18 protein-coding genes are annotated in these 24,444 nt (G+C 53.0%); 3 read left to right on the top strand and 15 right to left on the bottom strand.

Annotation, left to right across the window (positions count from 1 at the left end; all coding sequences use genetic code 11):
* Positions 1–5: 5 nt before the first annotated feature.
* The 14 genes from AC2TF6_RS12205 to AC2TF6_RS12140 form a co-directional block, all read right to left on the bottom strand.
* Positions 6–869: a DMT family transporter gene (locus AC2TF6_RS12205; protein ID WP_491311630.1), complete on the bottom strand. Its 864-nt coding sequence runs from the start codon at positions 867–869 to the stop codon at positions 6–8.
* Positions 870–888: 19 nt separating this feature from the next.
* Complete coding sequence (locus AC2TF6_RS12200; protein WP_491311227.1) at positions 889–2,607, bottom strand: dipeptide ABC transporter ATP-binding protein; 1,719 nt, start codon at positions 2,605–2,607, stop codon at positions 889–891.
* The gene (gene nikC, locus AC2TF6_RS12195; protein ID WP_491311226.1) at positions 2,607–3,500 is read right to left on the bottom strand and encodes a nickel transporter permease; all 894 of its coding nucleotides are present in this window, start codon (positions 3,498–3,500) and stop codon (positions 2,607–2,609) included. The genes AC2TF6_RS12200 and nikC overlap by 1 nt, the downstream gene beginning before the upstream one ends.
* The gene (gene nikB / locus AC2TF6_RS12190) at positions 3,497–4,441 is read right to left on the bottom strand and encodes a nickel ABC transporter permease (protein ID WP_491311225.1); all 945 of its coding nucleotides are present in this window, start codon (positions 4,439–4,441) and stop codon (positions 3,497–3,499) included. Before nikB ends, nikC begins: the two co-directional genes overlap by 4 nt.
* Before the next feature lies 1 nt (position 4,442).
* Entirely contained in the window at positions 4,443–6,011 is a 1,569-nt protein-coding gene (gene nikA / locus AC2TF6_RS12185; protein WP_491311224.1) for a nickel ABC transporter substrate-binding protein, read from the bottom strand.
* A gap of 87 nt (positions 6,012–6,098) precedes the next feature.
* A complete protein-coding gene (locus AC2TF6_RS12180; RefSeq protein ID WP_491311223.1) occupies positions 6,099–7,472 on the bottom strand; it encodes an opine metallophore biosynthesis dehydrogenase in 1,374 nt (457 codons plus the stop codon).
* The gene (locus AC2TF6_RS12175) at positions 7,465–8,283 is read right to left on the bottom strand and encodes a nicotianamine synthase family protein (RefSeq protein ID WP_491311222.1); all 819 of its coding nucleotides are present in this window, start codon (positions 8,281–8,283) and stop codon (positions 7,465–7,467) included. Before AC2TF6_RS12175 ends, AC2TF6_RS12180 begins: the two co-directional genes overlap by 8 nt.
* A 516-nt stretch (positions 8,284–8,799) precedes the next feature.
* Positions 8,800–9,204, bottom strand: a complete 405-nt coding sequence (locus tag AC2TF6_RS12170; protein WP_317956207.1) for an NUDIX hydrolase — start codon at positions 9,202–9,204, stop codon at positions 8,800–8,802.
* Positions 9,205–9,321: 117 nt separating this feature from the next.
* Positions 9,322–13,869, bottom strand: coding sequence for a galactose-binding domain-containing protein (locus AC2TF6_RS12165; protein WP_491311221.1), 4,548 nt, complete (start codon positions 13,867–13,869; stop codon positions 9,322–9,324).
* Positions 13,870–14,249: 380 nt separating this feature from the next.
* Positions 14,250–14,597 carry a hypothetical protein gene (locus AC2TF6_RS12160; RefSeq protein ID WP_491311220.1) on the bottom strand — a complete coding sequence of 116 codons (348 nt, stop codon included), beginning with the start codon at positions 14,595–14,597 and terminating at the stop codon, positions 14,250–14,252.
* The gene (locus AC2TF6_RS12155) at positions 14,588–15,679 is read right to left on the bottom strand and encodes an anti-sigma factor (protein WP_491311219.1); all 1,092 of its coding nucleotides are present in this window, start codon (positions 15,677–15,679) and stop codon (positions 14,588–14,590) included. The genes AC2TF6_RS12160 and AC2TF6_RS12155 overlap by 10 nt, the downstream gene beginning before the upstream one ends.
* Complete coding sequence (locus AC2TF6_RS12150; RefSeq protein ID WP_491311218.1) at positions 15,657–16,184, bottom strand: sigma-70 family RNA polymerase sigma factor; 528 nt, start codon at positions 16,182–16,184, stop codon at positions 15,657–15,659. Before AC2TF6_RS12150 ends, AC2TF6_RS12155 begins: the two co-directional genes overlap by 23 nt.
* Positions 16,185–16,359: 175 nt before the next feature.
* Entirely contained in the window at positions 16,360–17,232 is an 873-nt protein-coding gene (locus tag AC2TF6_RS12145) for a carbohydrate ABC transporter permease (RefSeq protein WP_009674270.1), read from the bottom strand.
* Between the two features lie 15 nt (positions 17,233–17,247).
* Entirely contained in the window at positions 17,248–18,198 is a 951-nt protein-coding gene (locus tag AC2TF6_RS12140; RefSeq protein ID WP_491311217.1) for an ABC transporter permease, read from the bottom strand.
* Positions 18,199–18,340: 142 nt separating this feature from the next.
* Here AC2TF6_RS12140 and AC2TF6_RS12135 point away from each other — a divergent pair, with 142 nt between their 5' ends.
* From AC2TF6_RS12135 to AC2TF6_RS12125, 3 genes are all read left to right on the top strand, one after another.
* Positions 18,341–20,179, top strand: coding sequence for a cache domain-containing sensor histidine kinase (locus AC2TF6_RS12135; protein ID WP_491311216.1), 1,839 nt, complete (start codon positions 18,341–18,343; stop codon positions 20,177–20,179).
* A complete protein-coding gene (locus tag AC2TF6_RS12130) occupies positions 20,160–21,779 on the top strand; it encodes a response regulator transcription factor (protein WP_491311215.1) in 1,620 nt (539 codons plus the stop codon). The genes AC2TF6_RS12135 and AC2TF6_RS12130 overlap by 20 nt, the downstream gene beginning before the upstream one ends.
* Before the next feature lie 99 nt (positions 21,780–21,878).
* On the top strand, positions 21,879–23,540 hold the full coding sequence (locus tag AC2TF6_RS12125; protein WP_491311214.1) for an extracellular solute-binding protein: 1,662 nt from the start codon (positions 21,879–21,881) through the stop codon (positions 23,538–23,540).
* A gap of 156 nt (positions 23,541–23,696) precedes the next feature.
* Here AC2TF6_RS12125 and AC2TF6_RS12120 read toward each other — a convergent pair whose 3' ends face one another.
* Positions 23,697–24,197, bottom strand: coding sequence for an SRPBCC family protein (locus AC2TF6_RS12120; protein ID WP_491311213.1), 501 nt, complete (start codon positions 24,195–24,197; stop codon positions 23,697–23,699).
* Positions 24,198–24,444 lie beyond the last annotated feature (247 nt).

The following is a 24,444-nucleotide window of genomic DNA, read 5'->3' as shown; positions in this document are numbered from 1 at the left end:
CACTTTTATATTCTAAGCTTTGTCTTAGGACTACTTTGGCGGTTCCCCCCGAACAATATCATGCAGCCGGCTACAATCAATACACCGCCTGCGACAGTCAGCAGGTCAGGAACTTCGTTCCAGAACAGATAGCCGAATAAAACGTTCAGAAATAAGCCGAAATAGCTGACTACCTGAACAATGATCGCATTCTCATGGGTAAAGGCCTTCGTCAGGAACAACTGACCAAGCAGCGATACAAGCCCGATGATCACCAGCATTACAGTCTCCCGGGCATCCGGTATAACGAACGAGCCCCACATGAAGGGAATAGCAACCAGCATAGAGGTCGCCACAAAATAAAACACAATCTCATAAGTTGGATGCGTCCTGCTCAGATATCTTATCGATATACTCGCTGCTGCGGAGAAAAAAGCGCTGAGCAGTCCGACGAGCGCATAGACCGAGTAACTGGAATATTCATGCAGTTTCATCAGCAGGAGAGCCCCCGCTAAAATAACAGGAAATACCACCGCTCCCCTGCGACTCAGCTTCTCTTTCAGAATGAGAACGGATAACATGGCCACAAAGATAGGGGCTAACTGTGCCAAGAGACTCGCGTCCGTGAGCGGGATGTTTGATAACGTGTAAAAAAAGGCAAGCATATACAGGCCGCCGCTCAGCCCTCTTACCGCGAGCATCGGGATCCCCTTTCTTGAGAAGGCTACTCCGCTGTATCGCATCAAGATCAAGATGAGCAGGGTTCCTACAAGTCCGCGAAAGAACGCGATTTCGGCGGCGGGGATGGTACTGCTGATGCCTTTCACCAGCGCGTTCATCACACTGAACACGAGGGAAGACAGAAGAGAAAGCAGGATTCCGTTTTTCATATTCACCTCAGACTGCATCCTATTCGCGCATAAACGCCGAAACCAGTTGACGCGTGTAAGGATGACGTTCTTCACTGCAGAGCTGGTCGACTGGGAAACGGTCAATAATCCGCCCTTCCTTCATTACCAGGATACGGCTGCACATTCGCTGAATAACAGCAATATCGTGAGAGATGAACAAGCAGGACATGCCGAGTTCCTGTCTTAACTGCTTCAGCAAGTTCAAAATTTGCGATTGTACGGTAACATCCAGACTGGAAGTGGGCTCATCACAGATCAGAAGCCGGGGTTTAAGCAGAATAGCTCGGGCGATGGCCACTCGCTGGCGCTGCCCCCCGCTGAGCTCATGGGGGTACCGGTCTCCGAGCGTCCGCTCCAGACCGACCATCTCCAGCAGCTTGGCGGCCGTGTCTCTTCTTGACTGCCCCCTCCCTACAAATTCCGAAAGATCATGACTTTGAAAATTATCAAACGGCTCCACAATAGAGCGCCAAATGGGCAGCCGGCTATTCAAAGAGGAAGCGGGATTTTGAAAGACGGCCTGTATATCCTTACGTACCAACCGCAGCGCACGCCCTGTAAGGGCATTCAAGGATACTCCGTCAAAAATCACGTCTCCCGCATCCGGCCGCTCCAGCGCTAACAGCAGCTTGGCGACCGTGCTCTTCCCGCAGCCGCTCTCCCCGACCAGCCCTAGACATTCCCCTCCATAAATTTCAAAAGATAATTGCCGGACTGCTGCCTCCTGCTCGCTCTTGTTAGGGTAACTTTTCACAAGTTCAACGACTGTCATTAAAGGTAGATTGGGGGCGGTCTGACTCTCACATAAGCTATCATTGTCCTGCATGCTCGTTAACCTGCCATGAGGAATAATCCGTGGACAAGCATCCCACAGCTGCTGCGTATAGGGATGCTGAGGCAGCTTGCAGATTTCATCCGCTTCCCCCATTTCCAACAATCGCCCCTCCCGCATAACAGCCACCCGGTCGGCAGTGCGATGCACATGGCGAAGATCATGGGAAATAAACAACACCGCGCATTCCGTTTGGGCGCGAAGCTCATCCAGCAGACCAAGGACCCGGTCAGCCGAGAGCGCGTCCAACGCTGTGGTTGGCTCATCCGCGATTAACAAGGCGGGGTGCAGCATAAATGCTGCGGCGAGTGCTGCCCGCTGCAGCTGGCCGCCGCTGAGCTGGAACGGATAACTGCCATACACGCGCTTCGCGGGCAGCATTACCCTCTCCAACCAGCTCAGCGCCAGGGTTTCCGCCTCTTGCGATGGCATCCTTTGATGGACACGGATCATTTCGGTCAGCTGAGCGCCGATTTTAATCAATGGAGTAAAGCTGCTGTGATATTCCTGACTTACCCAGCCGATTCTGCGGCCGAGCAGCCCGTTTCTTTTCCTGCCCCGCAGTGTTAGAAGGTCATCTCCTTGAAAGGTGATTGTTCCCAGAGCTACCTGGAGCGACGAAGGCAGCAGTCCCGTAATGGCCGCCGCGGTCACACTTTTGCCGCTGCCGCTCTCCCCAACGATGGCCAGCGTCTCCCCTTTTCGGATTGAAAAGGAGATATCCTGGATAATGGGCTGAGACCGATCGCATCCTCTCCTGCGGATACATAACTCTTTTATAACCAGTACCGGTTCATCAGATGTTGGGATCACCCGCTCAAGTTCAACGGCAGACAATGAAGCGCCGATAGCTCCCGGGGACCTTATCCCATGCTCCGTACGCATCACAAAAACCTCCTTTTACGAAGGCTGTAACGGTCGCTCTGAACATCAAGTGCATCTCTCAAACCGTCGCTTAGCAGATTCAATGCGATTACAACGGCAAGAATAGTGACGCCCGGATAGATCATCAACTGCGGTGCCGCCTGGAAATAGGGTCGTCCTTCGCTCAGCATAGCCCCCCACTCGGGAGCAGGAGGTTGTACGCCCAAACCGAGATAAGATAATGCCGAAATAAGAAGGATTGTCCTCCCCACATCCAGGGCAGCCAGTACGGCCAGCGGGGAGGCGACATGCCGGATGAGATGACGCCGATTGACCGCCCAAGGGGTACTGCCGGCGACGATCGATGCCAAGATATAATCTTGTTTCTTCTCGGACATTATGGTCCCGCGTACCACCCGGGCGTAGCTGATCCACTTGATGCAGGAGACGGCAAGCATAACCTTCATCAAACCCGGACCCAAGAAACCCGCAACTGTAACGGCAAGCAGAAATTCGGGGAGAGCGGCTGCCGCGTCGGCAAGCCTCATGAAATAAGCGTCCGTGCGGCCGCCCCTATAGCCGGACAGAATGCCGATCGGAATGCCGATCAGCATGACAACCGTCACGACGAGAAATGAGAGGCCCAGCGTGACCGGAGTGCCCTCCAGAAGTCTGGACCAAATACACCGGCCTAGATGGTCTGTGCCGAGTGGGTACTGCAGGCTGGAGGGTTTCAGCCGCTCTGACATGCTGATCAGCAGCGGATCATGGGGAGCCAGCCATCCCCCGAACAAAGCCGGCAGGAGAAACAACGCGATCATCAGCATCCCGACGCAGGCCATTCGGTTATGACGCAGCCTGTTCCATGCCGTGTTAGGAGCCAATGCGGTGCTATCCGCAATGCGACCGTTCATGCTTCTCTCCCCTTCGCATAACGAATTCTGGGATCCATATACCCCAAGCTGATATCCGACAGCAGATTGGCAAGACCAATGCACAGACCCGAAAACAGAACATACCCTTGGATGACCGGATAATTACGCTGAGTAAAGGCTTCCATCGCAAGGCTGCCGAGACCCGGCCATCCAAAGAGAGATTCTGTGACAACGGAACCGGCCAGCAAGCTGCCGACGCTCAGCCCGAAGAGTGAGATCACCGGAAGTAAAGCGGCTCTTAGCGCATGGTTTGCCGTAATCCGCCATTCCGGGATTCCCCTTCCCCGTGCCGCCCGGATATACGGCTGCGAAAGGGTGTCCAGCAGTCCTGATCGCAGCAGCCGGATATACTCCGGCGCCATTACAAAACCCAGCGTAAGCGATGGCAGGACCAAATGCCGAAGATCTCCTCCGCCCATGACTGGCAGCCAGTTCAATTGATAGGAAAATAGATAGATAAGCAGCAGCCCGAGCCAGAAGGTCGGCATGGAGATGCCCAGTAATGCGATCAAGCGGCTGATATGATCCGGCCAGCGGCCTTGATACTTAGCCCCCAGTATGCCGAGTGGAACCGCGGTCAGCAGAACGACCAGCATGGCTCCCGCCATCAGGAAAAACGTAGCCGGCATACGTTCTATGAGAATATCAAACACATCCCGGCCTGTCGTATAAGATTGTCCGAGATCCAGCCTTAGAACCCCGGCAAACCACCTTACGTATTGCTCGTGGATCGGCATATTCAGACCAAGCTTCTCTTTTACAGCCGCCGCATCCACAGCGGATACCGCCCCTTCGTCCGCTTTCAGCACAGCCCGCACCGGATCGCCGGGCGCCAGCTTCATCAGGACAAAGGTAACGATACTCAAAAAGAAGAGAACACAGGCGAGATACGCGATCCGCCCTGCCGCAAGCTTGATCATCCTAGTTCACATCCAGCTTATTCGTGACAATGTAGAACTCTTCCGCTCCGGGTTTCCACCCGCTGATCCCTTTGTTTATACCTACCAGTATATTCGGATAAATAATATAGGAATGAGGGATCGCTTCCGCAATGACTTCAACGGCCTGCTGTGTGAGCCTATTGCGCTTTTCCACTTCTCCCGTTTCGTTCAGTATCTTCAGCAGTGGAGCAAGCTTCTCGACTTCAACCCCGGCGGGATTGTAGGATTCACCCGGCACATAAGCCGAATTCAGAAACGAGCCCCCGTCGCCGCGTGGCGAGGTAAGGTAACTGGATGTCGAAAGGTCCCAATCGTTGTGATCCTTTATGTAGACATCCGGATATTCCACCGAATCGATCTTTAGCTCAATTCCCGCCTTGGCCGCCTCCGATTGGAGCAACTGCGGAATCAGCGGGAGCTCAGGGTTAATTCCGCTGAAGGCAATCAGCTTGAGAGTAAGCGGTTTGCCGTCCTTCTCCAGCTTGCCCTTCGCGTTTTTCTTGTATCCTGCACTTTCCAACAGCTGCAGTGCCCCTTGCGGGTCAAGCTTCTGATAGCTGCCTTTTCTGCCGAATGGCAGTGTGCTGTTAAACGGTCCGTTCGCAGGAAGCGCATGACCCAGCATCACGTCTTTGACGATAGCATCCCGGTCGATGAGTTTATCTATCGCTTGTCTTACCCGGATGTCTTGAACCGTGGCGCTCTTGGGGTTGTACGTAAAATAATGCGTACGGAGACTGGTAACCGATTGTATCGAAAGCTGTCCGTCTTGCTGGATCGCCGCCAGCGATTCGGGCGCCAAATGATACACAATACCCGCCTGCTTGGACTGTAAAGCCAGCGTCCGAACGTTAGCATCGGAATTAAATTGATACTTGACTTCGCTGAGCTTGGCCTTGCCGTCCCAATATTCGGCGTTCCGCACCAAGGTAACCTCTTTCCCCGGAATAAAGGAGGCTACTTTGAATGGCCCCGTTCCCACCGGTGATTTGTTGAATGCTTCCTTTCCCACAGCTTTCTCGGCCGCTGTACTGATGATGCTTGCTGTCGGATGAACCAGTTCAGCGGGAAATGCAGGGAACGGTTCCTTGGTTTTAAAAATCAGCTCTTGTCCGTTTGCTTCAATGGACTCTACCTTCAAGGAAGCGGACAGGGCCGCGCTGTCAGCGATTCCTCGCTCGAAAGACGCTTTTGCGGCGGCGGCATCCAGCTTAGTGCCGTCCTGGAAGAAGATCCCGTCACGCAGGGTAAACGACCATATCCGAGAGTCCTTTGTCTCCCACTTTGCGGCGAGCCAAGGCACCACCTGCATCTTCTCGTCCAGACGCACCAGCGTTTCTGAGATCCCCGCTCTGAGGGGAACCCAAGTGTTATGCGGGTCCAGCGTATCGCTCGGGAGACTGTGGACAATGGTTAATTTCTTGGCGCCTTCCCGCTGCGTTGTATCGCTTGTCTCGGACGGTTGTCCTTCCTTCAGCGGAGCGGCTTGATTGCAGCCGGTTAACAAGAGTACCGCACACAGCACGATCATGGCTGAAGTCGTTCTCAACCTTGGGCGGCTTCCCCCTTTTCGTTTGAATAAATCATACATCCTTCCCTTACTCCTCCTTACCATGAATCGGCTTTATAAAAAATCCTATTCCACTTTAATGCCAAGCTCGGCATGCCTTGTCGCATGTGCAGCCCAAGAGAGCTCTAGCTCGCTTAGAATGAGGTCTGCCTCCCTCTCTGTCGTATCCGTGAAAAGATCGGGCTGGAAGTGCTCTATGCCCTCTTCTTCCACAAAAGAAGACAGCTTGCTCTCAAACTTGGTGATGAAGGCGGACGTTTGCGGCATGGAGAGATTTAACTTTTTGCCTAAACGCTCCACCAGCTTTATTTTCTTATAATCCTCGTACGGCACTCTGGGAATGATCCATTTGCCTTCGGGGTCTTTCGAAATTTGTTTATAAGGAAAAGCCGAGAAATCCGGATATTTGCCTTGTTCATCCGGTTCAGCAAACGGGTCGATCAGAATGGAAGCATATCGGACATATAAGAGGTACTCTTGTTTGACCGGATCCGCTTGGGTAAAGCCTTCGATATCCTCCCGGGAGAGTGTGGTCTCATGAACAGGATAGTTGTCATCGTTAAGGAACTTAAGCAGATTGATCGGTTCGGCGTGCAGGCGGGTAACAAGCTCCCCTATTTCCTTCCACAGCAGCAACATAGATTTGATCGCCTGCGGGGTAATGGGTCCTTCCGGGTACAGCTTGTACATATATTTTCTGGAGGGTATACGGCTAAATATCTCACTCATTGAAAACTCATTGATGAAAAAGGCCGGATGTACATAAGTCGTAATACTGCGACTTTCGGCAGCGGCAGGGTGGGAAACGCTTTCGAATTGAATGCCGAGCGACTCAATAAACCGTTTTATATCGCCTATCGTCCGACTGTCCGGCTTACTGCTGCCGACTGTAACTTTGCGCTTGAGCCCTCGTACGATCGATCTCAGCACTGAGGACTGGCCCGCTTCAAATGCGAACCTGGAGGCGCCGTAATAGGTGGAAAGAGAGATGATCTCGATATCGGAGCCCGAGGGTCTCACCAGACTCTGCACCAGCAGATTCGATCCGATCCCTGGCGAGAGAAGCACAATTCGCTTTACCTGAGAAAGGTTCTCCAGCCTTAACGCGCCGATGACATCTGAATAGCTGTCGGATGGCGTACATAGAATCACGGTATGCCACTTATCGTCAATTCCATCGAAGCCATCGTAGTAATCGTCCAGTCGGACCTCACCCGTAAGATGACTCTTTGATTGAATCTGTACGACAGAAGAAAGGGTATAGCCTTGCCGATCCAGCTCACATAGGATACGGGTAGAATGCGCTCCCTTGCGATTCGCCAGGGCCAGCCGGCCGCACCATCCCCGGCCTACATCCACAGCGATATGAATGCCCGCCGGCCCCGCTCCCACGATCAAAGTATTTCCGAACGGGGGAATCACCTGCTCAGGACTAGTCAAAGGCAATCGTCCTTTCTCGGGTTAGTCGTTTGGATTCCATAAGAACCGTGTCGTAGAGGCTATTGTTTCTAACAACGGGCGTCAGATTCCACTCATAAGACAAGTCCGCATGCAGAGGATAATTAAAAAGCGACTTCAATCCGTTGCCGTAACGCACAATAATTTTGGTGTCCGGCCTCGCCGTGCGCTTCACCTCTTCAACGATCTCCAGCTTATTCGCGACGAGAGAAGCGACGAAGACATGGGTAGCCTCTCGGATAAATGGATGGTCCGATAATCGGCCTCCCGCAAACTCCACTAGGGTTTGCAGTCCAGAAGCCGAAGCAACCTGGAAACCGAGTTTGACGGCTTCCTCATCAATATCCAGGCACAGCACCTTGGCTCTCGATTCCTTGGCTATCGTTAAAGCCGACAGCGGATAAGCTCCCGAACCGATAAAAAGCACTCTGGATGCCGGTCCGATCCCGAATAAATCAAGCTCCTCCTGAACGGCATGGGACAGCTGCTCGATGTAAGAGGTAGCTTCCAACTCTTTGTTGATCAACAGCCGCGATTGATATTTCTCCATGTCACACAGTGCTTTGACCGATGTCTCCCGCAGCTTCTCGCTGTATTGTCTCACTTCATCATGGGTTCCCCATTCATGCCAACGCTTTTCATTTTCGTCGTTCACCATAAACCGGCAAAGATCGTCAAGCTTGATCTTTAGAAGTTCGAAACATTCCGGATATTCTCTTGAGAACGCATTCAATTGATTGATTTCATACTCAAGCGATTGCAACGAAAGCAAGAAAGCGTATTTACTTTTCACAAATTCACCCCTTCCCAGCTTAATCATCCGCTTAGCGGCTTTTAAAAAAACAATTGTAAGAGGCTCACTCCTTCCCGACTTCATGTAGAATTGTAAAAGACAGTTTAAATATTACATCAATTGGATCAATTGAAATATAGCTAACTATGGCTATTTTTTCCTTACCTTTACTCTCCACTGTTAAGCATTACATCCGTGTGTTCTTATAAAATTAAGTGCTATGAGAAGTATTTGGCCGAGCCATGTCTCACCATTCACAGCTGGAGCGGAAGGTTTTTAACTGTCAAGCGGGTTGCCCTAAATAACGTATGTGTTACTGGCCCAACGAAACTTTATCATGGAATGAAAAAACCAGCAGCGGCAAGGTTTTTGCCGTTACTGGTTTTAAATTCAGTCTCAAATATAAACACTACTTTGTCTCATGTATTGATCAAATGAGTCTCAAGCATAGCCGTTACTGGTTGCTCCCAATTGAACATTTCTTTTGTGCCAGATGCGGTCTACCGACTTTACCGGCTACAGAAGCAGCTTTAATTCATGAAGCCGGTCGAAAATGAGCCGGCTGACAGGAGAGACATGTTCTCGGTCGCCGTAAGCTAACCAGACCAGCTCCTCGATTTCGGAAGCCGGGCTTAGATCCCCTTCGAAATCCGCTTGGTAGCAAGCCATCCGCACGAGAACTCCTTCCTCTTTTCCGTGAGCCTGGGCTTCAAACGTCCCGAAATGCGACACCGTTTCGGGTTTGATGCGGACGGAAACCTCTTCCTCCACTTCACGCACAAGCGTATCCGTGTCGGTTTCGCCGGGGTCCCGTTTGCCGCCTGGAATGTAATACGTATCTTTTCCTTTGGAACGCGCGCTAAGAATGCGGCCGTTTTCCACATAGATCCACGCGATTTTATCAATACTTGCTGCTGTCATACAATGTACCCCCGCTTGATTTTTCTCAAAAGTATACCACCTTCCGTCCTTTTTTCAAAGGCGCAGGCAAGTACAAAGCGGGCGGGGCCCCCCGGTCTTCACACCGCGGCCGGCTGTTCATTTCCGGCCGGCGGCCCGCAGCAGCAGCGCTACGGCTTCCGCACGCGAAGCCGGATCACCCGGCGCGAATATGCCGCCGTCGCGTCCCGCGACAAGTCCCAGACCGGCGGCTGCGCCGACATACCCACGTGCCCAGACCGGAATGTCGCCGTCGTCGGCAAAACCGGTCTGCGCCGTCGGCTCCGCCGGCAGCTTCAGCGCACGGGCGGCCATGACCGCCATCTCCGCGCGGGTGATATCCGCCCCGGGCCGGAACGTGCCGTCCTCGTAGCCGTCGACGATGCCGGCTTCGACGGCTTGAGCCGCCGCCGTCCCGGCCCAGGCGCCGATATCGGCCGCGTCCGCAAAGTCGGGTAGAGCCGCGGTTCCTTCAAGGTGCAGCGCTCTTGCCAGCAGCACCGTGAACTCAGCCCGCGTCACCCTCGCGTCCGGCCGGAACGTGCCGTCGGGATACCCGTCGGCAATCCCCTCCGCGGCCGCTCGGGAGACCGCTTCCTCCGCCCAGTGTCCGGCGGTGTCCCGGAAAAGCGGAGGCGGATTCGCGCCGTCCTCCTTCACGGCAAAGACGGCGAATATCCCCGTGTCGGCCGCCTCCACGCTGATTTTGCCGCCCGCGGCTGCGCCTCCGAGCCGGGTCCACTCTTTCCGGACGAGATCATAGGTGAAGACGGCAGCTTGACGGCCCGCGCCTGCCTTCCCCGCTTCGTAAGCCAGGGTTACCCTAATCGGCTTTATCAGGCTCGTGCCTGCGCTGCGCGTCACTTCAAAGACAGGGCTGACTCTCTCCTGTCCCCCGCCAATAAGACCGGAAGGTTCCGTGATTTTTCGGATGGCAAACGTGACGGTTTCCTTCGAGGCTCCGGCAGGAATCTCGATACTGATCTCGCTTCCAAGACGAGTTGTTCCCCCTTCGCCCGGCTTCAGCGTAAGTAGGCCGGTCTCGCCGTCAGGCTGCGAACCGCCTGCGCCGCTTGAGCCGCCTGTACCCGTCCCGCTGCTTCCGTCTTCCGGACTCCCCGGATCAGGGTCCGGTCCCGAATGGTTGATGGACTCTTTTAAACGGGCGTTTAAATCGCGGAGCGTGTCTATGACCGTTTCGAAGTGGACCGGATACTCCAACAGCCGATTCTCCACCTGGCGGCGTATATCCGGACTACCTTTTCCCGTGGACAGCAGCTTGCCGGCTTCGGCGATCAATTCCTGGTACGGCGCCATTTTGTCGTCGCCGAATACTTCGAACTCGTAGATCGAGTACCCGTATTTGGTGCCGTCTACCGGCTTTCTTTCGACTCCCTGGAATTTGACGTACCTCGCCTTTACAGGCTGAAAGTCGATGGTGTCCAGCTTGCCGGCGGAAGACAGGATCGTGTCACCCCCTTTGACATTGGTCCATGTCTGCTTATCTTCGGATACGAGAAGCTTGAACTTCTCCGCCGCCGTCTCCCATCCGATCTGGATTTTGTTGATCGTCTGGGCTTCTCCGAGATCGACGATCATCCAGGAAGCGTCATCGTACGCGCTCGACCACCGGGTGAACAAATTGCCGTCGATCGAATTGCCCGGCGTATGCTCGGGAGCTTCGAGGGGAGAGGACTCCGCTTTTTGATGAAGAGCCCGATTATTGACATCCAGCAGAGGCAGAAATTCGTTGTAAATGTGCAGATTGTCGATCGCGCCTTTAAAGGCGTTCGTTTCGCTTCCGATTTTCTGAACCGGCAGCATCAGCGTCTGAATGCGTCTGACCGGCAAACCGAGTTTTTCGGCGTATTCGTTGCCGTTCACATACAGAGTCACCCCGGCCGCATCCCCCGTCAAGTATAGATGCGTCCATTTGTCAGCCGGTACCTCATAGTTGAATCCGCTGTCGTAATCCTCTTTGGAAAAGCCCAATTTGCCCGTTTTTCCTTGTTTCAGCTTGATTTTCCCCATAGGGGACTCCATCAGTACGGCATCGTCCGGGTTATCCCGTTCGGGCTTGATCCACATGGAAACCGTCCAGCCGAAGCCCATCGTGTCAAGCGGAGTCTCGACGTAGCTTTTTCCGCCCCCGAATTGGGCCGCCTTGCCGTATTTTCCTTCTGTAAAAGCGATATTCTCACCTTTTCCGTGAAACTTGTTTCCGGAACTGTCTTCCGTATCCCCGTCGAACGGATACCGGATCACCAAGCCGTCCGGCTGATCCACGTGTACGCGGTGCAGCCGGTTCACGCCCGGCGCTTCGCCGATTTCAGCCGCCGTCGCCATAAACGCGTCGTAATCGCTGCCTTCCCGCGCTCCCTGCCACATTTTCTCCGAAAGAACCTGCATCGCGGGCAGCATCCGGACATGAGAATCGTCCATCGAAACGCCGGTTTCGTACGAAATATCGTTCCAGATGGCGAACATGCCGCCTTTGAGCCGCGGAAGCCCGTAGGGCAGCGTAACGCCCGGCCATTTCACCGGCTCCCACTGCCGGTAAAGAAACGGGGTATTCAAATAATCGCGGTACAGCCGCGGAACAAGATACATATAGTTGGTATCGAAATTGACGATGTCATACCCCAAATCCATCGCTTGTTTCGGCCCTCCGTACGGTTCATACCAGATGCCCATGGTGGCCTCGTTGCTGATGGGAGTGGACCCGGCATATTCGTTCAGCCCTCCCCACAGATACGGATGCTTGCCTTTGCTGTTGATATGCTTGATAAGCGTATCCATATAGCCGCGGAAAACCTCTTTCGAAGGCCCCCAATATTCGTCCGTCCCGATATGGACATCCGGCCCGAGAAATGTCGGGTCCCCATTGTTGTAGCCGTCGATATATTCGTCGAAAAGACTTTTGACAAAATTCACGGCAGCCGGTTTCGTAATATCGAGGGAGTGGTCCGTGCCGAGTGAAGGATCGTACGTCGTGAAAATGCGCGAATGGCCCGGCGTATCGATTTCAGGGATGATGTTAATTCTGTAATCGCTTCCAAGACGCTGCAGCTCGCGGAACTCCTCCTTCGTGTAATGACCGTCGGAACTCGCCAGGCCTTGATAACGCTCGCTTTCCAGTCGGAAGGCGGCCCGCTGCCCGTTCTTAAACGGAACGCCGACGTCATCGTTCAGATGAATCTGCAGGTCCGTCATCTTGTACCAGGCCAGCAGTTTCACGTAATCCCGCAAAAAATCAATCGTGTAAAACTTCCGGGCGACATCGATCATCAGCCCCCTCGTTTCGTACTTGGGGTAGTCGCGTGCGGTTCCGCCCGGAAGATGGCGGCGCTCAGGGTCTTGTTTCAGAATCTGCAGAACCGATCGGGTTGCCCAGAAAACGCCTTTCGTTTCCGGAGCTGTAATCGTAACGGCCTCCTTCACATCCAGCAGATAGCCTCCCGCGCCCAGATGCTTCATAGCCGGGTCCAGCGTCATGTACACGTCCCCGGCGGATGCTTTGCCCTGAACGATCTGCGGGTTCAGGCCGGTCATCTCTTTCAAGTCGGCCCGGACGATCTCGGCCGTTTGCCGCAAGGCCGGCTCGCTTATTACGATCCTGGAGGAGGCCGACAGGGCAAAACGGCCCGTTCCCCCGGCCCATTCGCGCAGCGAAGGAATGACCTTCGGTTCGGGATTGAGATCCGGTGTCTGTGTGTACAACCCGGGAACATGCACGCCGATGTTGCCGGTTACTCCTTTCCGCGAAGGATCGGATTCGCTCTCCACCTGCAGAAGGAGCTGGACGGTTCGGTCCGACAACGGCGGGTGAACGGTTCCTTCTTTGTCGATGACCGGCAGAGCGTCGCTGCCGTACACGGATATTTTATAACCGGGCGGCATGGCAGGCAGGTTTAGAGAGGTCTGCCCCTTCACGACCGGGTCGAGCTTTTGAATGCCGCCGATGATTTTGGCGATCGGGTCCTCTTTATACACCTCGAATTCGTAAAAAGAATACCCGTACAGGATGCCGTCACTCGCCGACGCACGCTCCACTCCCTGGAACTTGACGTATCTCGCTTCACGGGACGGGAAATTCAGCACTTCTTTGCCGCCTTCGCATTGGATCAGGCCGTCATTCTCTCGGATGTTCTCCCATACGTCGCCGTATACGGAAGTGAGCACCCGGTACGATTTGGCGGGCGTCTGCCAATGGATCACGACTTGGCCGATCTCCTTTTTCCCGCCGAGATCCACCTCGAACCACTGATCGTCCGTTTTGGCGGAAGACCACCGGGTCCCCATATCCCCGTCCACGGCCATTTCGGGATACAAGCCGTAATCCACTTCATTGCCCGAAACTTTAACGGATTTCTTCAGGGCAAAGTTTTCACTGCCGACAGGCGGTGCGGTCAGAGACAAGGGCCCGGGACGTACGTCCGGAACCGGCCGTTCAGCCGATCCGCCGTACGTTTCTTCCATAACTGGAGTGACTAGCGGTGCATTTCCTGTTTGCACGTCCGCTCCTAACCCGAGCGGATTTTGAGCGGCATGCACGGCGGGCTGGCCCGCGCTTAAAACGATCGAGAATACAAGTACAAATGTCAGCATGAAGGAAAGCTTCGCTTTCATTCCTTGATTCGTTTTCATTTACTCATCCTCATTTCTTTGTGAAGGACTTAAGATCGTTTTTCCGGTCCTGCGCATAAGAGACATAGGTCGGGCCCGGCTCCTGTTGTTGCTTTCCGGTTACTTTCCGGTTTCTTCATTCCCCTCCTTCCGATGCTTGATGCGATGAATAGACCCTTCCACTGTTAATACTAAAAGCCCCCCTTCCCTGTTAAAAAGAGATAACTTCTTACATTTATATACAATCGTTTACTTGAGGCATCGGACACCCTCCCGAACCGGATATTTAATGCCTCAGCACCTCAAACAAAAAAGCCTCCGATACGGAGACTTCTTCACAGCGGCTCTCGCTGATCGTTCAACGGGGCACCTTAGCTCGCGTCTCCCGGTTCCGCTGCCGATCAAGGCTTTGGATTAATCATCCAGCCCGTCACGAATACCACCGCCAGGAAAAGGACATAAACCAGTTGGATCGCGAGAGCCCAGAGACACAGCTTTTTACTCCGGTTTCGCAGGAAAAGACCGGTTAGCGCGCTTAACGTGCTGGCGGCAAAAAGAATTTCAAGAACGTCCAGCGTCCACACATTAAACAGAAACGTCAGATTGATAACGGCCAGCTGAACCACCGCCAGACTGCAGGACATATACCCCGCCCACGATTCTTTGAGAAAAGGGCTGCCCGGCCTGCCGTTTTTTCCGTTTCCGGGCCTTTTCTTTTTAAAACCGGCAAACCATGAAGTCAGTTCCATAACCGGACCTCCCCGACTTTAATTCCCCGGACCAGGGGGTTATTGCGCAGGGCGGCCAAATCCTTGACAGGCCCTGTCACGACAGCTCCATACGTTTTGATCCCGTTGTCTTTCAAATAGCGGATTCTCTTATCCAGTTCCAGCGATTGGCTGCGGGAAAATAACGCCGCCATCTTTTCATAGTTTTTCAGAAAAACGAGGGTGTCCATAAACTGCTCCGCGTTCTCTTTCGTATCGTTAAAAGGCGACCACGCGTCCCAGTCCTCCTGTGCCGGATAGCCGATCGGTCCGATTACGCGGCCCCCGCTGTCCACGCCCCGCTGCTCGAAGCCGGTGTCTACCGCGTACCAGACGACTTCGACCGAGCCGCTTTGAAGCGCTTTGAGCGCTTCGTCCGTGCCGGTAACGCGGTTCAGCGAAACGTAGGCTTCGGCCACCGTCCCTTCCGGCAGCTTTTCAAGCCGGCGCCATTCCGTGCCCGTCAAATAGGGCAAGCTCGGAAACCCGGGATGAACGAGCATCCGGGTCTCTTCGGTCGAAACTTTCGGCAGCGGAGCATCCATAAAGTACTCCACCTTCGGAAAACCGTTCGGCCTTCCGAGTATAAAGGAAGCCGACTGCTTTCCCGCACGGATGTCCCGGTTCCCGACTTTTTTCCACAGCTCCATATCGACGGTTAGCGACAACGGATGCACCTGCGTTTCGATCTGCATCTCTTCCAAAGTCATATTCGGTTCGGTGACATAGACGGTTTTGTCCAGAACCTCAATCAATTTGTTCGCATTCAAGGACGGATGAAGCGCATAATAGACGAGTGTTCCCATATACGATACGGGTAAAATCAACAGCAGGACGACAAGTGTAATCAGGGTGGAAGTCCATCTGGCCCTCCACTTGCTCCTGCCGATAATCATCTCCTCGCTTTGTTTTCCGGGAACATTTCCTCCCGTCTCCTCTTCCAGCAGCGCGTTATACGCATCCAATTTATCGAGTTCTTCTTCCATTTCACGCTCGTCCGCTTCGGACAATGTTCCTTCTCTGAACGCTTTTAGGCGTTCTCTAAACGGATCCTGGTGGTTCATGGCCGGGCTCACTCTCCTTTCTTTTCATTTGCCGTAATTTCTGTCTCCCCCGGAAAAGCAGACTTTTTAACGTAGAAAGTTTCAGGTTCAAAACATCGGCCGCCGCCTGGCAGGACATTTCCTCCACATCACACAGCCGCACGGCATCCCGGTACTTATCCGGAAGCGAAGAAACCGCCCGCACGATTTCTTCTTTCCCTTCTTTCTCCAAAAAAGTTTGTTCGGTAGACCCCTTAACAGGTACTTGAACAAAAAATTCATCCTGTTTTAAATCCATCCGTTTGTTCTTGCGCAAATAGTCGATATACGTGTTTTTGGCTACCGTAAAAAGCCACGGTTTGATCCTTGTTCCGCTGTAATCCTCCAGGTTCACATACGCTCTATAGAAGGTTTCCTGAAGAATATCTTCCGTCAAATGGTGATCTTTGCACAAGGAAAACAGATAGGCGTATAGGTCTTTGAAATACTTGCGGTAAATGTCTTCCAGACTCAACGATTCATTCATGTTCTCCTCCTTCGGTAAAAACACGGTTATCTCCTGTTAAAAGTTGCATAACCGGTTCGTCCAAACTTGCGTCCAAACCAAAAAAACCGTGCGGCGCACGGTTTTTAGTGATAAAACGCCACATGGTTTTTTCTGTTTCTTCTATCTATAAGTTAGTTTCCGCCGATTACCCGGCCTATTCTTTCACCGCGCCTACCACGATGCCGGTTACGAAATAGCGCTGCAAGAAAGGATACACGAGCAAAATGGGCAGGGCGCTGATAAAGATTTGCGATGCCCGGATCGTACGCTGGGACAGGCTGGCAACGGCTGCCGGGTCCAGCTTCGACATGTCGGCCTGCACGATGATCGTCTGCATAAACGTGGCAAGCGGGAGCTTTTCCGAATCCCGGATATAGATGATCCCGTCGAAATACGAATTCCAGTGTCCGACCATCATAAACAAGGAAACGGTAGCCACGACGGGCAGAGAAACCGGCAGGTATACGCTCAGGAACGTGCGGAACTGGCCGGCCCCGTCGATAAAGGCCGCTTCCTCCAGGTCTTTGGGCACCGTTCGGAAGAAGTTCATGAGCAGAATAATGTTAAAGACGCCCACCAGCCCGGGAAGAATAAGGGCCATCAACGTGTTCATAAGTCCGAGCTTCAGGATCAGAATATAGCTTGGAATAAGTCCTCCGCTGAACAGCATCGTCACGACAAAATACCAGAGATACAGATTGCGCGCTCGAAATACGTGACTTTCTTTGGACAGCGCGTAGGCGGCAATGGTGTTCACGACCAGGGCCAGCGCCGTTCCGATCACGGTTCTCTGCACGGACACCCACAACGACGACAGGAAATTCGCGTTATCGAATGTTTTGGCGTAGGCTTCGAATGTAAAGCCGATCGGCCAGAAGGTGACCAGTCCCGCATTCGCCGGAGCCGAAGCACTGAGGGACACCATCAGCAGGTGATACAGAGGAAGCAGGCAAAGAATGGCCAGAACCGTTAAAAACACATTGTTGAACAGACTGAATATTCGGTATGGCAGTGTTTTATGATACATGCGCTCGCTTCCCTTCTAGAAAATTCGGTACCCGGCAAACCGGTAGGCCAGTCTGTACGAGACCGCGATCAGGATCAGACTGATGAACGATTTGAACAGACTCACGGCCGTGGCAAAGCTGAACTGTCCGCTGAGAAGACCTTCCCTGTACACGAATGTGTCGATAATATCGCCCTGCTGGTAAATGAGCGGGCTGTACAGGTTGAACACCTGGTCAAAGTTCGCGTTGAGCACGTTGCCGAGCGCCAGAGTCGCAATCACGATCGTAATCGGGATGAGCGCGGGAATCGTAATGTAGAACGTCTGCTTCCAGCGTCCGGCCCCGTCTACTTCTGCCGCTTCATACAGCGACGGGTTAATGCCGGAGAGCGCCGCCAGGAAGATAATCGTGTTAAAACCGAATTCCTTCCAGACGTCACTGAAAATGATCGTGAACCGGAACCAGCTGCCGTCTCCCAGGAAGAAAATCGGCTTGATGCCGAACACGGCAACAAGAAATTGGTTGATAAGTCCGGTCTGAGCGAGCATATCGATCAAGATTCCCGAAAGCGTCACCCAGGACAGAAAGTGCGGTAAATAGACGAGTGTTTGAATCGTTCTTTTCAGCGCCATTTTCCGCACTTCGTTAAGCAGCAAAGCAAAGAAAAACGGAATGATCAGATTCATGACCATTTTCGAACAAGCGAAGAACAACGTGTTCCACGTAATTTTTAAAAAATAATCGTTTTCCCACATATACCGGAAATGCTTCAATCCGACCCAGGGAGAGCCGGAAATCCCCAACGCCGGTTTATATTCCTGGAAAGCCATGATAATCCCCGACATAGGGATATACGAAAATATAAACACGAGAACAGCCGCCGGAAGAACCATCAAATGCAGAATCCATGGCTGCTTGTAGCCTTTTTGTCTGTCTGTGCGCCGGGCTTTCCCGGCATTCATCTGCTGTACCGTGTTAGCTTCCATCGCTCTCTCCCGCCCCAAAAATTATTTTGTGTGTTCGATCAATCTCTGCTATAAATAGTAGCAAGCATTTCGGAAAGCTGACTATAGTACAATGTTAGGCTTCCATAGGGATTTATTAGGGCAGGGTCTGGAGGAGATCGGAATGGGTTTGGGATTAGCGGGAATGGTTACGAAAGTCCGGGGAAAAGCGCGGTACAGATTCAGTCTGTTTGCCAAAATGAACACCTTGATCATCGTTCTTTTTATCCCGATTATTCTTGTGTATACGTATTCAAACGACGTGACTTTCAATGTCGTAAGCACAGAGCTGCAGAAGTCCAGCACCAAACAACTTACGTTTTTGTCCGGTCAGATCGATTCGCGCATTAGTCAGATGATGGATTTCAGCCTGGTCTTCGCGAAAGATCCGAATGTCAGTAAATTCAACGGATTGAATATATGGGAAGACCGCTACGACCGGATGCAGACGCGGTATGTCATTCAGGAGAAAATGGCGCTCCAGTCCCGGGTGACCGACATTTGGCCGGCCCGGTACGCGGTCTACTCCCAGCAGAACAAAGACGTCATCTCCAATTACAAATCGCCGGCCTTCGACGAGGACTATTTACAGAACAACAGGAGCGGGAAATGGACCTACGGGGACGGAAGCGGCAAAGCTCCGGGAGGGCTGGACGCTTTTTACTGGTTCTATAATGACTCTCTGGCCCAGCCCGGCATGTTGACGGGCAGCAGCCTCGTCATCGAAGCGAGCTTCAGCTATGAGAATATCCAGAATATGCTGGATACCTACAAAACGGGCGGACAAGGCGATCCGTTTTTTTACCACAAAGGGGATACGCCGATCTTGAACCGCAGTGCGGATAAGCGCCTGTCGGAACAATTGATAAGCTACCTGGACGAGCATGCCCCGGACAATACGACGCAGCATGTCGTCAAGCTGGACGGCAAAAATTATCTGGTCAGCTCCGTAAAATCGTCCTACCTGGATTGGCATCTGGTTGATGTGGTTCCGCTCGATCAGATCCTGGGCCCCATTTCGTTCAGCCGGGATCTGTTCTACTTCTCGATGTTCCTGCTGTTCGTTGTCGGCATTTCGGCCTCGATTCTGCTGTACCGGAACGTCCAGAAACCGATTCTCAAGCTGATCAACGGACTGCGCCGTGTTCAGCGCGGAGACTATTCCGTCCGTCTGCATACCCGGGACCACAACGAATTTTCGTTCCTGTTCTACCGGTTTAACGATATGTCCCGCCAGATCCAGGATCTGATCGAGAACGTGTTCAACGAGAAAATCCGGGCCCGGGAAGCGACGCTCAAACAGCTTCAGGCTCAAATTAATCCTCATTTCCTGTATAACTGCCTGGGCTACATTATTAACATGGCCCAGATGAAAGATGAGGAAGCCGTCGTCGCGATGGCTTATAATTTGAGCGCCTATTACCGCTATACCACGCGGATGGAACGGGAGACGGCCTCTCTCGAAGAAGAGATCAAGCTGCTTGTCAACTATCTCGATATCCAGAAGCTCCGGAACGGCCGGATCGACTACCGGATCGACATTCCCGAAGAAATGCGCAGCCAGTCCGTTCCGCGCCTGATACTCCAGCCGATTGTGGAAAACTCCGTTATTCACGGAATCGGCAAATCCTATACCTCCGGCGAAATCCGGATCACCGGCGAGATTTCGGACGGCTTCTGCAGAATCTATGTCGATGACGACGGACCGGGATTGAATGCCGAGCAGGAGTCGGCGCTGAACCGGAAAATGCGGGAGCCTCTGCAGGAAGAAATGGGCTGCGGCTTGTGGAACACGAATCAGCGCATCATGCACCAATTCGGCAGCCGGTCTTATCTGGCTTTCGTCAAATCGCCGCTTGGCGGGCTCCGGACCGAAATCGTCTGGGAGATCCCTCCTGCCGCTCAAACATCCGACTATTCGAGACCTCAAGGAGACCTTAGACATGCAAATGATCATCGTTGACGATGAAGCCCACTGGGTAGACAACCTGTCGCTGCACAAGCCGTGGCACGAACTCGGAATCAAACAGGTGCACCGGGCTTACTCCGCCTACGAGGCGCTGCAAATCATCGATACCCATCCGATCGATATCGTGATCTCGGACGTTCAGATGCCCGAAATGACCGGCATCGAGCTGATCGAACGGATAAGAATCCGCGACAAGAAGATGAAGTGCATCATCCTGTCCGGACATTCGGAATTCGAATACGCCAAAAAAGCGCTCCGGCACAACGCCGTCGATTATCTGCTTAAGCCGCCGACCGACCAGGAGCTGTTCGGCGCCGTCAAAACCGCGATGGATCAGCTTAACGCCGAATGGGAGCTGGTCAGCTCACTGGAGCGCACCCGGCATACGCTGCGCGAGAATTTGCCTATTCTGCGCGGACAGCTTCTGCTCGATGCCCTGCAAGGCCGCCGTCTGTCCACGGACGAATGGCACCGGAAGCTCAGCGACTACGGGCTGCCGTTCGATTTCGAGAACAGCGCGTTAATGCTCGTCAGGCTCGAAGAAGAATTCGGCCGGTACAAGAACAACGGACAGCCCTTGATCGAATATGCAATCATGAATATGGCCGAGGAGATCATGGGCGAATTCATGGAAGTGTGGGGCGTCAAGGAGGAGCACGGCTATCTTGTGTTTCTCCTGCAGCTCAAAGAATCCGCCGGCGGCGCCGGACAAGAAACCCTCCTGGAGAAGCTTTCCCAGCAGCTCCAGCACAAAGTGAAGCAGTTCCTGAAAGGCTCCCTCTCCATCGTCATCACGGAATGGTTCGCCTTTCCGGAGCAGCTGCCCGACCGTTTCCGGCAGGCTTCCTCCTATTTCCGGGAAATCGTCGGCGACGAACGGGATTTCGTTGTACGCGTCAACGAAGTCGACCACACGCCGGCGCAGGGGCCGCTGAGCGCGCTGTACGCCCCCCCCTCCCTCATTAACCTGCTGGAGGCCGGTCACTGGGATGCGGCGGAAGCCAAGCTGGCGGCCGTTTGTACGGAGCTGGAGGAGAAATGGCCGGAATCCTGGGAGCACTGCATGGAAGCCGGATTCCTCATCACCGCTTCCTTCAGCAATCTCGCCCACCGCAGCGGCTATACGCTTACGAAGCTGCTCGGGACAGACGATATGGAAGCGCTGCAAAGCGGAGAGGCTTTTGTCACCATCAAAAAACTCGGAAAATGGTCGCTGAGCGTGCTTAACAAGCTCAAAGAAGTCAGCTCCAGCAGCGTCAAGGACAGCCGCTCCCAATACGTGAAGAAGATACAGGAGTATGCGGACAAACATTTGCACGAAGACGTCTCCCTGCGGGCTTTGGCGGACCATATCAATTTGCATCCGACCCATTTGTCCAAAATATACAAGATCGAGACAGGCGAAGGCATCAGCGATTATATCTCCCGGCTTCGCATGGAACGCGCCTGCCATCTGCTCAAAGCCACCGGCAAGAAAGTGTATGAAATCAGCATGGAAATCGGCTACATGGACCCGGCCTATTTTATCAAAGTGTTCAAGCGCCATTTCGGGGTTACGCCTCAGGAATACCGGGACGGGGCTTTATTACCATGACAGATTCCTATCGAAACTAACAAACTCATATAGATGCTTTCCCCGGAAAGTTGATACAGTAACACATGTAAGCATCATACAAGTAGGGGGAAATGAAGAATGGTCAAGTTCAGGAAATTGGGATCGATTCTCATCACGGCGGGACTTGTCACGCTTACGGCCTGCAGCGGGGCATCCAATGGCACATCGAAAGGCAGTCCTGCTTCCTCCGGAGCCGAAGCCGCCTTCTCCAAAGGAAAATATGATCCGCCGATTGAAATCAGCTCGGTGCTGATGCCCAAAAAGTACGTTCAGGGCGACACCAAGGAGAACAACGTCCACGACCGCTGGATGCTGGAAACGTTAGGCATTAAACATAAGGATACCTGGTATCCGGCCAATGATGACCAATATAAGCAAAAGCTGCAGCTTGCGATCGCTTCGGGTGAAAAACTGCCCGACTTCGTATCCGTGCCGACCAATCCGGTCCTGACCAATCAGCTCATCGATTCCGGCCAGTTCATGCCGATTGACGAGCTTTTCGACAAGTACGCCAACAAAATTTTAAAAGATCATTCCGCAGCGCATCCGGAATTATGGTATCCGTTCACGAGAGACGGCAAGAAATACAACATGCCGATTCTCGAGTATACCGACAATGACGACACCCTGCTGTGGCTGCGCGAAGACTGGATGGAAAAGCTGAACCTTCAGGCGCCTAAGACGATTGCCGATCTGGAAACTATCATGGACAAATTCAAAAACCAAAACCCGGACGGTCTCGCTCCGAAAGACGTTTTTCCGCTTGCGATATCGCTGAAAAACAATACGAACACCTGGATGGGTTCGCTTGACTGGCTGTTCGGCGCTTACGGGACGATCCAGGAGCAGTGGAACAAGGACGCTTCCGGCAGCCTTGAATACGGCTCCACCAACCCCGGTGCCAAAGAAGCCCTCGCCAAGCTGAAAGAATGGATGGACAAAGGCTACATCCATACGGATTCCGCTTTGTGGGACGAAGCCAAATCGGCGGAAAGCTGGACCAAGGGGACCGCGGGCATTCTGCCCGGAGCCAACTGGGTACCGGACTGGCCCGCACCGGATCTGCTCAAAAACGTAAAGGGCGCGAAATATAAAGCCTATCCGATACCTGCCGGACCTAACGGCCAAATCGGGACGAAATGGCAAAATTCCGGCGTTAACGCCAGTATCATGATCAACAAAGACGCCAAACATCCGGAAGCGATCTTCCTGTATTACAACTACCTGCTCGACAACCTGGCTAACCCGGCAGCCGGAAGCAACTATGAATACGGCTTTGCAAAAGGCTACGACTGGGATCTCATCGACGGGAAACCGACCAGCGACAAAGAGAAAATCAAAGATTTCTCGAATGAGTTCCCGTTCTTGACCGGTCCTGCACGAATTCCGGATCTGTATATGAAAACGCTCGTGAAGCTCGCCGACGGTAAAACACCGGAGACCTCTTACGAGAAGCAGATGGCCGAATTCCGCAAACCGGAAAACTGGGCGGCGGCCAAAGTCGTCATGTCTCAGCGGGACATCCGCAAGCAGAACTATTTTACAGGTGCGGCTACGCCGACGATGGTGTCCAAGTGGAACCTTCTCCGTCAATCGGAAATGGAAACGTTCAACAAAATTATTTACGGCAAACTGCCCATCACGGCTTTTGACGAATTTGTCGCCAACTGGAAAGCAAACGGCGGCGAGCAAATTACGAAAGAAGTCAACGACTGGTATAAGTCGGTCTCGTCCAAGTAGTGGTTTCACCGAAAAAACCCGGCAGCGGATCTCAACGATCTGCTGCCGGGTTTTTGGTTTGCGGAAGTCCGGAACTTGCCTCCGGACTCATGCTTTTTTTGCCGCACTTCTAATACCGTCCTTACCGGTCCGTCCCGCATTCCCTCCTATATCGTCTCAGTTCCCCTGCCTGCCCTCTTCGGCAAGAAACGTATCCACGTGACGGGTGTATTTCTCGTACCATGCTTCCCATTCCTTCTTCCGGGAAGGCATTTCCTCTCCGTCCAGCAGGAGCCGGACCACCTCCAGGCATACGTGCCAGCCTGCGAGATCTTTCGGAGTATGCGCGGTTATGGCTTGTAGCTTTTCGATCAAAACCAATCGGCATCCTCCAGATTCGGGGTTTAGTTCAAAGCGGACCCGGTCCTCTCCCCACGTATATTCGAGTATGGAAGGAGGGTGCAGCTCCAGGATGTCCAGTTTTTCGAAGCTGCCGTCCGGCATGTTGAATCGGATAAATCCGCCTTCACGCAGCTCCCCTGCCTCCAGCTCGGAAAACCACAGAGCCAGCTTGTCATTCTCCGTAAGCATGGACCAAACCGCCTCAGCGGAATGCCTGAAACGACGGTCAAAACGTGCGACGTATCCGTCCGGGGCTTTCTCAAGACTCGCCAGCATGATAATCTCCTCCTGGTTACTCACAATTTCATATCATTTCGATGGCAGCCATCTGATTGGTTGTTCTTCTGTTAGTGTATCAGCCGGAGATGTAAAAACAAAATGGCTGAGCATTTTCGAACAATATCTTCTTTTCAAATAAAATTAATAAAGAATTATACCATACAGTCATCAATCTACCAGATATAGTAATTAGAATCATCTATTGGAATCCTCAAAAAGATACTAGTATATGGGTGTACTAGTA

It is taken from the genome of Paenibacillus sp. JNUCC 35, from assembly GCF_058269095.1.
The sequence above is the reverse complement of the archived record's forward strand: the minus strand, read 5'-3'. Positions and strand labels throughout refer to the sequence as shown.